10 protein-coding genes are annotated in these 11,493 nt (G+C 43.1%); 6 read left to right on the forward strand and 4 right to left on the reverse strand.

The features are described 5' to 3' along the window. Nucleotides 1–144: 144 nt before the first annotated feature. The 5 genes from ACFFAP_RS29890 to ACFFAP_RS29910 all read left to right on the forward strand — a co-directional run bounded on the left by ACFFAP_RS29890 (nt 145) and on the right by ACFFAP_RS29910 (nt 6,203). Nucleotides 145–681 (forward strand): GAF domain-containing protein, encoded by a 537-nt coding sequence (locus ACFFAP_RS29890; protein WP_375514609.1) that lies wholly within the window; start codon nt 145–147, stop codon nt 679–681. 81 nt (nt 682–762) lie between these two features. After that, nucleotides 763–1,152, forward strand: a complete 390-nt coding sequence (locus ACFFAP_RS29895) for a VOC family protein (RefSeq protein ID WP_375514610.1) — start codon at nt 763–765, stop codon at nt 1,150–1,152. A gap of 611 nt (nt 1,153–1,763) precedes the next feature. Further along, nucleotides 1,764–3,500, forward strand: a complete 1,737-nt coding sequence (locus ACFFAP_RS29900) for a Dyp-type peroxidase (RefSeq protein ID WP_375514611.1) — start codon at nt 1,764–1,766, stop codon at nt 3,498–3,500. Between the two features lie 217 nt (nt 3,501–3,717). Beyond that, complete coding sequence (locus ACFFAP_RS29905; RefSeq protein WP_375514612.1) at nt 3,718–4,983, forward strand: class I SAM-dependent methyltransferase; 1,266 nt, start codon at nt 3,718–3,720, stop codon at nt 4,981–4,983. Between the two features lie 353 nt (nt 4,984–5,336). Continuing rightward, a complete protein-coding gene (locus tag ACFFAP_RS29910; RefSeq protein WP_375514613.1) occupies nt 5,337–6,203 on the forward strand; it encodes an NAD(P)-dependent oxidoreductase in 867 nt (288 codons plus the stop codon). Nucleotides 6,204–6,372: 169 nt separating this feature from the next. Here the strand turns inward: ACFFAP_RS29910 and ACFFAP_RS29915 are convergent, their stop codons facing one another. Next, nucleotides 6,373–8,451, reverse strand: a complete 2,079-nt coding sequence (locus ACFFAP_RS29915; protein WP_375514614.1) for a chromosome segregation ATPase — start codon at nt 8,449–8,451, stop codon at nt 6,373–6,375. 154 nt (nt 8,452–8,605) lie between these two features. Continuing rightward, a complete protein-coding gene (gene hslO, locus ACFFAP_RS29920; RefSeq protein ID WP_375514615.1) occupies nt 8,606–9,511 on the reverse strand; it encodes an Hsp33 family molecular chaperone HslO in 906 nt (301 codons plus the stop codon). 213 nt (nt 9,512–9,724) lie between these two features. Between hslO and ACFFAP_RS29925 the strand changes: the two genes are divergently transcribed. Continuing rightward, a complete protein-coding gene (locus ACFFAP_RS29925) occupies nt 9,725–10,111 on the forward strand; it encodes a hypothetical protein (protein WP_109006756.1) in 387 nt (128 codons plus the stop codon). Nucleotides 10,112–10,185: 74 nt separating this feature from the next. Here ACFFAP_RS29925 and ACFFAP_RS29930 read toward each other — a convergent pair whose 3' ends face one another. Then, entirely contained in the window at nt 10,186–10,800 is a 615-nt protein-coding gene (locus ACFFAP_RS29930) for a hypothetical protein (RefSeq protein ID WP_375514616.1), read from the reverse strand. Between the two features lie 170 nt (nt 10,801–10,970). Further along, a complete protein-coding gene (locus ACFFAP_RS29935; RefSeq protein WP_375514617.1) occupies nt 10,971–11,165 on the reverse strand; it encodes a hypothetical protein in 195 nt (64 codons plus the stop codon). Nucleotides 11,166–11,493: the final 328 nt, after the last annotated feature.

Here is an 11,493-nt window from a genome sequence, read left to right on the forward strand (position 1 = left end):
ATTTTAAATACTGCGAAAATGTTGACTAGTAAGATGTTCAGTTAATCTTGAATTGCAGTTGTAAATACAATAATGTATTTAAATAAGGTCTAATAAATTACTATATAAATTCAACAGGATTTACTTAGTCGTAATTTTAGAACCGTGCAAATTCATCCTCACTCCGAATTTGACCAGAGCCGCGATCGCAGTAAACAGGGTATGCAAAAATTACTTGATCGCCTTGTCAGAACAATGCAGCGCAATGAGTTAGTCTGGCAAACAACGAATCAACTCAGAGAATTGCTTCAGGTTGATCGGATGGTGTTGTATTATTTTTACAGTCAGTGGCAAGGACAGGTGACTTTTGAATCTTTGAGTTCTAAAGAATTCTCAATACTTGGTTCCACTGGCCCAGATGATTGTTTTAACAACGAGTATGCTGCTTTATACTTAGCAGGACGGGTAAAGGCGATCGCTGATATTGAATTAGAGCCAATCCAACCTTGTCACCGAGATTTTCTCCGTAATTTGCAGGTTCGCGCCAACTTGGTTGTACCAATTGTCATACCTAGAGGATTATGGGGATTGCTAGTAGCACATCACTGTCAAGAGCCTCATTATTGGTCGCCATCAGATATAGAAATGATGCAAACAGGGGCACAAACACTAGCAACAGATCGTAATATTCTGGAGAGTTAAGTAACTGTGTATTCAAATCGCATACAGTTAAATAGGAAAGATACTCGCCAGCACTGATTTTTCTAATAAGGAGAAAGAACTGTGAAATTTGGTTACACGGTCATCTGGGTAGACGATGTAGTTAAGACGGTTGAGTTTTACGAAAAAGCTTTTGGTTTAGTTCGTCGCACTCTCCTGGAAAAGGGGCAATCTATCTGGGCGGAAATTGAAACCGGAAACACCACACTAGCTTTCTCCTCCAGTAGCGAAGCACAGAAGTTATTTCCTGGTGGCTGCCATCCCAACCACGCTACACAACCACCGGCATCAATCCAGATATCATTTATTACTCCTGATGTTGGCAGCGCTTATATGAGAGCGATCGGGGCAGGTGCAAAAACACTAGATGCACCTAAAAGCCAGCCTGGGGGACAAATGATTGCTCGTGTCCGCGATCCCAATGGCGTGCTGGTGTCGTTGGTGAGTGCCTAAGTAGCAAATTGCTTTGGAGGCGATTAATTGGGCTGAGGATTGCGATCGCAAAAGTGAAAATCAAAATCTAAAAGACTATTTATAAAATAAATCAAAAGTTAGGGTGTGTTACGGCTTTAGCCTAACGCACCGTTTTCTATAGCTGTATGTTAGGCGCTTTAATTATGTTTTTCGTGACAAATCATATTGAAATATAATTATCGAGAGTCAAGATAGCCAGCAAAATAGCACATTTATTTTATATAAAAGTAAAATTACGCAGCCAAATTGATAATTAAAAGCCAACTGCTGGCAATTAAGAATCGCTAGATTATTGAACTTATTATTAGAATTAAAATTCTTTTTCTTTAATCTTGCGTGTCACAGAGTTGGGGCAGACATACAAAACTTTTGCCATATCTTGCTCCGTACTACCATTTGTTACCATATTTAAAATATGTAGAATTTATTTATACAACGCAATTTTCCTAACCATGAAATATGGGTAGAATTGCTGCATAAATCTCTTACTTACCTCCAATAAGTTAACACGGGTTCCCATTAGGGATACCTGATTTGATATTTCCATTCTGAAATAGCTAATAGGTTTTACAATCAACAGGACTTTGATCATGACACAACGAATAATTCGTGAAGCACCTGCTCCTGATCCGTTAGAAGGTCAACAGACAAACGCATTTTTCTACGTTCCTGCACCTAATGAGCCTATTCTCAATGTCAACAACATTCAAGGCAACATTCTAGGTGGGTTCAATAAAGACTACCAAGCCCTCTTGTTCCTTGAAATTGAAAATCCAAAAGCTTTTAAGCACTGGCTTAAGTCACAGATTGACTTCATTGCCACCGCCTCAGAAGTGATTGCCTTCAACCGCCTATTCAAGTCCACCAGAAAACGACGAAATCGCGAAGGCGCTGTTAAGGCAACCTGGGTGAATGTAGCTTTCTCCTTTGAGGGGCTGAAGAAACTAACCAATGATGCCGACTCATTTACGGATGAATCCTTTAAAGCTGGGCTAGCAGCACGCGCTGCTGATCTCAACGACCCGGTGGACAAGGATGGTAAGCCTATTGGCTGGGTTGTGGGTGGGCCGGATAATGGCAAAGTTGATGTGGTTTTCATCATTGCCAGTGACGATCGCGCAAACTTGTTGGCAGAAGTCTCGCGGATCTTAGAAAGCATTGTGGCATTTACAGACGAGCAAGGTAAGCCTAAGAGCAGTGGAGCTAGAATTACTTTTTTAGAAGAAGGAGCCAACTTACCCGCACCCCTGACTGGACATGAGCATTTTGGCAACCTAGATGGAATATCACAACCTGGAATTCGTGGCCGGGTTGCTGATAATCCTAAAGAACTTCTCACTCCTCGGCAGAATCCAGAGAATAAAAACCAGGGCAAACCAGGACAGGATCTGCTGTGGCCAGGAGAGTTTGTTTTTGGCTATGAGGGTCAGAAAGATGATGCTGAAACCTTGGAAGATAGCAAAGGTCAGGTTGTATCGGCAGGACTACACTGGGCGAATGATGGCTCTTACCTTGTATTCCGCCGATTGCGCCAAGATGTGTATAAGTTCCACAAGTTCTTGACCGACACTGCTGCTGACCTCGACACCGACCCTCGAAAGGTGAGCGCAAAGCTGATTGGTCGCTGGCCCAGTGGCGCTCCTACTGTCCGCACGCCCGAAAAAGATGCCCCAAAATTGGGTAATGATGACGATGCCAATAATGATTTTGAATTCAATGGTGATGATCCACCGAAAGATAATTTCTTCAAAAACGATGTAGTCCCGCCTTCCAAAGATGCAACAGGTCTGCGCTGCCCATTTATTGCCCATACCCGCAAGACTTATCCACGCAACGACAAAACACCAGGAGGTGGAGGCCCAGGGCCCGAAGAGATTGACCGCAGTGAAGTGACGACTCAAACACACCGCTTACTCCGTCGCGGCATTCCTTATGGCCCGGTGTCTCCTTCCACGCCGAACAATCCGCTACAAGATGAGAAGTTTGTTGATCGCGGTCTTCACTTTTTGGCTTATCAGACTTCGATTGTAGAGCAGTTTGAGTTTGTGACTAAGTTCTGGGCTAACGAGCCAAACTTTAGTGAAGAGGCGGCTAAAGGTCACGAGTTTGAAGGTAAATTAACTCTTGGTCACGATCCAATTATTGGTCAAAGTGAAAATAACAAACCAGGTGGCGATCGCACACGCAAGTTCTTTATCCACTTTGAGGATGACCAAAATCAACCTCAAACTAAGGAGTTGACTGCACCTGAAGACTGGGTAATTCCTACTGGTGGCGGCTACTTCTTTGCACCGTCTATTTCTGCTTTGAAAAATGTATTGACATAAGCATTTGAGGTAATAGGTGCTGAACCATTTTGTGGCGATCGCATGGAACTGCAAACTTCCCAAGTTTTGTCTGTCAATCAATGCCAGCGCTTATGCCACAGTGGTAGATATTATGGGGTTTGTAGACCGTTAGGAAAATTATGAATTATGAATTTTGTTTGGCATCATTCATAATTCATTTATTTTCTCTATTCCCCAATCTAAAACCTCAAATTTTATGGATTCAAATCCAGCATTGTGTGCTGCGATCGCTCATCACATTACCACTAGTCCCCAGCAGCGAATTACTTTTGCCCAATTTATGGAAATGGCATTATACCACCCTGAACATGGCTACTATTCCAGCGATGCAGTCAAAATAGGTTTTCAGGGTGGCGATTTTTTCACCTCTCCCAACCTCTGTGCTGACTTTGGCGAGTTACTAGCAGAACAATTTTTGCAAATGTGGGAGATTTTAGGAAAACCTGTACCCTTTTCTTTGGTAGAAATGGGAGCAGGCCAAGGATTGCTAGCTTTGCATATCCTTAAATATCATCAACAGCACTACCCAGATTTTTTTACCGCCCTGGAGTACATCATTGTTGAAAAATCCCCAACTTTAAGACAACAACAGCAACAACGCTTGCAAGATTTTCCTGTGCATTGGTGTAATTTAGAGGATATACCACCAAATGCGATCGCAGGCTGCTTTTTTTCTAATGAATTAGTTGATGCTTTCCCCGTGCATCAATTCATCCTAGAAACAGGCGAACTACGAGAAATTTATGTGACAACTTCAGTTAACCTAACCCTCCAACCCCCTTCCCTAGAAGGTAAGTCTTTCTCCCCTCCCCTCATAGAGGACGGGTTGGGGGAGAGGTCAAATTTTGCATTTGTGGAAGTCACAGGAGAACCTTCAACGCCCCAACTAGCTGAATATTTAGACTTAGTAGGAATCCACTTTACCCATGCATATCCAGATGGCTACCGTAGTGAAATTAATTTAGCTGCTCTAGACTGGTTGAGTATAGTAGCAGACCGCTTGCAGCGCGGCTATGTGTTAACAATTGATTATGGCTACCCCGCCAGCCGTTACTATAATCCCAGGCGATCGCAAGGAACGCTACAGTGTTATTACCATCATAGTTTCCATGACAACCCTTATATCAATATTGGGCGACAAGATATCACTGCCCATGTTGACTTTACAGCTTTGGAACGCCAGGGCCAGAAGTGCAATTTAAAAAATGTTGGTTTTATCCAGCAGGGATTATTTTTGATGGCGTTGGGGTTAGGCGAACGGCTAAGCCGCGTCTTCGACGAACGCATTGCAGCCCTTTCTGATCAAAAGCAACCCCTCTCACAGTTACTACAGCGCCGGAACTCACTACACCAGCTTCTAGATCCCACAGGACTCGGCGGCTTTGGAGTCCTAGTTCAGAGCAAAGGTCTGGACAATACAGAAATTTCTCAACTACTACTCGGATTGACCCTGCCAGAGTAAACGTAAACAAAGAAAAGTTAAAACTCTATTTAGGAATGCAGTATCAGTCTTATTTAGACTAGCATAACAGTGATTACTGTAAAGTTAAACACACTACCAAAGTAATAATTATGTCCACTCATGACCTGTTAATGCTAGTAACCTTACTTACTCCAGGAATTTTACTTTCAGTGATAATTATGGTGACTTTTGCGGCTGGGGGCTAATCACCAAATACGATATTCAGTAGTCAGTGAATAGTTATCAGTGTTCAGAGATAACTGTTCACTGATAACTGATATTCAAATCAAACGATAGAAACGCGATGTCTACAACAGGCTCTTCGGTGACGCTGTACCAAAGGAACGTGAAAAATGAAGGTGGCATTTCTGGGAACTGGACTGATGGGACTACCAATGGCTCAAAGGTTATTAGCCGCAGATATACAGCTAGTTGCCTACAATCGTACCCCAGAAAAATTAGCACCATTACAAGCAGCTGGGGCTGAAATTGTCACACATCCTCGCCACGCCATTCGTGCTGCTGAGTGTGTAATCCTCATGCTTACTAATGCCCCGGCCATTTATAATGTATTGCTTTCAGATACTGCTTGGCAAACTCTGGAAGGGCGCACAATCATCCAAATGGGAACAATTACTCCCACAGAAAGCCAGGAAATTAGAGATGCAGTTGTTGCGGGTGGTGGTGAGTATTTAGAAGCACCTGTATTAGGGAGTATCCCGGAAGCAAAAGCTGGGAAATTGAATATTATGGTAGGGGCCGAGCCAGAACAATACGAACGCCACTTGAAGCTACTCCAAAATTTTGGGACAGAACCTTTACTTATCGGGCCAGTGGGATCTGCGGCGGCGCTCAAATTGGCACTCAATCAGCTAATAGCTTCTCTAACAACTAGCTTTGCTCTGAGTCTGGCTTTTGTCCAGCGTCAGGGTGTCGATGTGGATGTGTTTATGCAAATACTGCGCGACAGTCCACTCTACGCACCTACCTTTGACAAAAAGCTACAACGGATGTTGGATGGCAATTATGCTGATCCGAATTTCCCCACAAAACACCTGCTCAAAGATACAGAATTATTTATCTCAGAAGCGAAATCTCGGAGTTTGGATCTCAGCAGTATTAAAGGTGTGCGGCAAATCTTGCAAACAGCCGTGAAAATGTCATTTGCTGATGATGATTACTCATCACTATTTTCTGTAATTAAAGAATGGGGAGAGTGATCGGGGAATAAATTTTCGTAGGAGCGCACAGCTAGCTGTACGCCCCTACTTGAAAAATGTTGTAAGTTGAGACACATTAACGAAAGTTTCTCCTGACACCCCTGCATCCCTGATATGCCTTTTGAAATTGCTGAATCAAAAAATTTTAACTAAATTGTTAATAAGGATATCACTGTCCATCAGTAGTAGTTGATTGAGGAAATGGTAGAGATTCCGGCTGAGGCTGAGGCAGAGGCTGAGGTTCAGGTTGAGGATTGAGAAATTCCTGCCAAGCCTTAATTTGCTCTTGTGCCGCACTGTAACCAGCACTACCGCGTGGAATCGATCTGGCAATCTCAATCCCTCTGGCAATATCAGACTGACCTTGAGAGCGTGCTATTTCTAACAATTGCTGACTCCACTGGTCAATAGCCAGATTCGCATCCATACGCAAGATGCTATTATTTGAAACCCGTTCTGCCAGCCGTATTGCCTCAACTAAGGCTTCTGGGGTGCCAGCTGCGCCCACTTCCTGAGCTTTTCTCCAGTTTTCTCTGGTGCGGATTTGCCCTTCCCAGTCATTTATCGCAGCTTGTGCTTCCCCAGAAAGCGCCCTTCCCGACGAAGCGATTTGTTGAGCTGCGCTAATGGCGGCAGTGAGATTTCCACTTTGAGCTAGTTCTTGTGCCTGATCTAAGTAGGGTTGGTCTTGAATTCGCTGAATTTTTCCGATCCAAGTGCGAATTTTTTTCCGTGCTTCTGGATATAATGCACGACCTCTACGAATTTCGCTGGCCTGGTTGATCGCAGCTTGCAAAGAGTTAATATCCTCAAATATTGCTATCTGTTCGGCGCGTTCTAAATAAGGTTGGTCTTCAATTGTCTCCACTTGGACACGCCAGCGACCTATTTCTTGCCTAGCTTCTGTGGCGCGGGGATTACTAGCAGGGATGAGTTCTACTTGGGCGATCGCTGCTGTTAAATTAGGCACTGTTCCCTGACTAGCCAATGTTCTCGCTTTTTCTAGATTGGCAACATCTTCAATTTCCAATTGCCAACGAGCAATCAGTTGCTGTGCTTCGTTATACACTGGTCTGGAAGGATCAATTTGTTGTGCTTGGGCGATCGCTGCCTCTAAACCAGAAACGTTACCTATCCAAGCACTTCTTTTCGCGTCAGCTATGGCGATAAAGTCATCTGTTTCGCCCTGTAGTTTCGCAATCTCTGGAATTTGTCTAGCAATATTCAGTGCTTCATCCGCATCCTGCTTATCTAGTTTTGCCTGTGCCAATTCCAGCATTTTGCGTCCAAATACGGGAATCGCTTCCTGAGCTTTTTGGTAAATGTAACTTTCTTGCCCAATGGACTGAGCTAACTTAATAGCTTCTAATAAATTATCAACAACTTTGCTGTTTGCTAAACTTTCAGCTTTTCCTAACTTATCGCCATCTTCCCGCGCTGTGGCAATTAGACGATTCAATTGGTCGTATTTAGTACCCGCCCAGTATTGATTGTCTACGCGTAGCATTTTGGCGGATAACATAAATGCCGATTGCCATCGCCGTTCCTTGACTTCGGCGATCGCACCGTTGTACGTGGCTTCTGCCTTTGACCAAATTGATTGCCATTTGTCAATTTGCTCATCGACTAATTTATAAGCTGCCACATCTTCGGGTATCTTACGAGCAGTAGCGATCGCTTCGTCTAAATTCCCAGTTTGGAAACTTTCATCAGCTAGCTTCAAAATATCCCGCGACCATTCTTCGATAAAACGATCAATTTCTTCATGCAACGGGTGATTTTGTGGTAGTTGCTTCACCAGAGCGATCGCTTGTAATAAGTCGTTCACTGTCTGTTTGGAAGCCGCCAACTGAGCGCAGTGTAGCCGTACGGAAGCACTAGCTAGCGGCCAGAAAATCGAGGGGCAATTAGGGGCAGAGGGCAACTTTAGCAGCATTGCCATTGCCAAGAATCCTACACTGCCAGGAATCAACATTAGTAGTACCAGCCATAATGTCCAGCTTTTTATCCAGCGTGGCCATTTCCCAGTACTACTGAGTTGTGCAGTTTCTTCTGAATTACTATTTATAGGTAATCCTTTCCTATGGTTTTTTTTTCGCCGCTTCACTGACTTGGAGTTAGAACCAGCAGCTGGGGCATCAAATGGCTGAGTTTCACCGAATTGTTCTGTTCGGGATAATCTTTTGTTTTGATCTGGCTCTCTTCCATTGGCACTTGACCAACTGTCTGGAATATCCCGCTCTGTCATCTCTCACACCAAAATAATTGAATAGCGCTCTGTTTTAGGTTGATAATTCCATTGTTGACATAGTAACTTTCTCATCATTAAAAAGCTACTTTTTTGATTATCTCTCTCCACAGAGTACCATTAGCAAGATAAAAAATCAGTGCTATTTTATACGTTATCCTAAAACAGTAGATTCAGCTTGCAAATCGGCAATTAGTTGAGCTAACTGATCGCTACTTGCCTGGTAAACGTTGCCGCAAAATTCGCAAGTTGCTTCAGCACCATCATCTTTGACAATCATATCTTGCAGTTCTGCTTCTCCCAAAATCTTCAATGCCCCCAGAACGCGATCAAAAGAACAACCACAGTGGAAGCGCAGCATTTGCCGTTCGGGAAAGATTACCAGCCCCATGTCTCCCAACAAGTCGTTAAAGATTTCAGGTAACGTCTTACCAGCTTGCAACAATGGCGTAAATCCTGCTAGACCAGCTACCCGTGATTCCAACGTTTCTACTAAAGCTTCGTCTCTAGCAGCTTTGGGCAATACTTGTACCAGTAATCCTCCAGCCGCAGTTACTCCACCTGCTCCCACAAACACACCTAAAACTAAAGCTGAAGGTGTTTGTTCGGAATTCACCAGATAGTGAGCCACATCATCGCCAATTTCGCCAGAAACTAGTTCAACGGTACTAGAGTATGGGTAACCGTAACCAATATCCCGGACAACGTAGAGGTAGCCACCACCCACAGCACCACCAACATCTAGCTTACCTTTGGCATTAGGAGGCAATTCTACAGATGGATTCCCGACATATCCGCGTACCGTACCATCTAAGCCTGCATCTACCAATATGCCACCCAAAGGCCCATCGCCCTTCACCCGAACATTGACCCTTGACCCAGTTCGCTTCATACTAGAAGCCATTAATAAGCCCGCCGCCATAGTTCGACCCAGTGCTGCCGTTGCCACATAGGAAAGCTTGTGGCGTCCCCGTGCTTCTTCTGTTAAACGTGTGGTGATCACACCTACGGCACGAATTCCACCTTCGGCTGCTGTTGCACGAATTAACTGATCCGCCATGAATAACCTTACATTTCTTAACAAGTTCACTTTTTCTATTCTAAGTTCTCTGTTCCAAGAAAAGTAACGTAGTAGGGTGTTAAGCAAATAAACGGCACTCATTGGTCATTAGTCATTAGTTATTTGCAAAGGATAAAGGACTAATAACTAATGACCAAAACTATTTGCAATATTAGAAATAGCGATCGCTCACCTTTAGGTAATCCTATAAAAATGCTGGGTAATTTTCAACAAAGCCAACTGCGGATCGAAATCGAAGCATCAACAGATGCAATTCGTGACAGTCTGCTGCATCCGGTACAACTAGAAAAATGGCTCTTAGGGCAACGTTTTGCGCCAGGAATGCCAGAAGAACTGCTTCCAGGATTCCAGTTTACTACTTGGACTGGGCCAGTTGCGATTCATCATCAAGTAGATGTTGTCAAATCAAACTGTCTCCGCTTGGTACTTAGCGGAGGCATTGACGGGTTCCACGAATGGTATTGGGGAGAAGGTTGGGTACAGTCACGCTTGGAAGGAGTTTCACTTTTGCCCTTGAATTTAGGTCAAACGCTGAGTTTGTTGAGCTTGCGTCAGTTTTTGGCAACTCAAGGGCGTTGAATCGATTGACGTAAATTGGGGATTGAGGATTGAGGATTGGGGATTGGTTATTCTTTGCGTCCCCAGTCCCCAGTTTAGGAACCAGAAATAATACCTACAATAATTTTTACCAGCAAAGATAAATCTTCTGGAACTTGATAGCGTTTCTGGTCTTGAGTCACCTGACGATTCGCACGATGGTAAACCCCAAAACGCCAGTCTTCACCAGTCGTAACTGCACCATATAGAAGTTCAGATGTGGATTTAGTCCACTGGTCAAGTGCTACTAATTCAATAGCGAGTTGAGTAAATCCTCTAACTAAATCTGATTGTTTGGCTTCGATAACTAATAAATTTTGAGGTGCTGCAATATAGTAGTCAAGAGTCCCTTTCAGATAATTGTTGACAGCAATAGAATATTCTATATTGAGTCTCTGATTAGTTAAATCACATACTTCAAACAAAATTGGCCCAATTAAAGCTTCCCGTCTAGTAGTTTCATTAACTAAATCAATATGAGATAAATTACGCCGAAGTTGCTGCTGTAAAAATTGGATGTCTAAAATTTCTGATGATTCAGGTAATGTGAGATTTTTCCTTTCAATAGTGCAATTTAATTCGGCTAGAATATCATCAATTGTGAAAGGCAATTCAAAATATCGGCTGAAAGTATAAGATTCACCAACTTGGAGAATGCGGCGGGAACTCATAAAAAACCTAAGCCAAATTTATCTTCCTATTTTATATAAACTTGGTCAACTCACGTCTTGCGCTAGAGTAGCTGGGCGATCGCCACATTAGCATCGCTGGGATTCAATCTCGCTTTAGCCCGTTCTAGTCTAGCAACAGCAGCTTTGAAAGCTTGTCCTGTTTCCTCAATTTAGAAAATAGCGATCGCCCGCGTATTTCCCATCTGCTGATATTGCTTCATAGATGTGATCGCCTGTCGCACTGCATTGGACTCAGTAGCCATTTGAATTTTTAGCACTTTGAATTGTGCAGCGATTTGCGATCGTTGTAACTGATTATGCCGGATATAGCGCTTCTGGTTTGAATAAGTACAAGGTAGGGGCACACAGCTAGCTGTGCGCCCCTACGAATTGCTGTACTTCACGCCATTGAAAACAGCTATATTTCCAACGAGTATTTGGCTTTTTTTACTGATAAGTGCCTTGCCTGTATATATAGTATGTTAATATCAAGCTAATATATAACTAAGTCGAAATAACAATTAGCGCATTTTAGTACAAACACCAAATCTTTATAATTTTTATCTAAAATTTTATCCTTTCTTCATTTATTTGCAAAAAATTTGTATTAAGAGGCTTTTTTGCGATTAATCAATGTTTAAGCGAACTTAAACGTTTTATATCAAAATAAATTATATTACCTCCGTTTATTGC

Source organism: uncultured Nostoc sp., from assembly GCF_964245575.1.
Lineage (GTDB): Bacteria > Cyanobacteriota > Cyanobacteriia > Cyanobacteriales > Nostocaceae > Nostoc.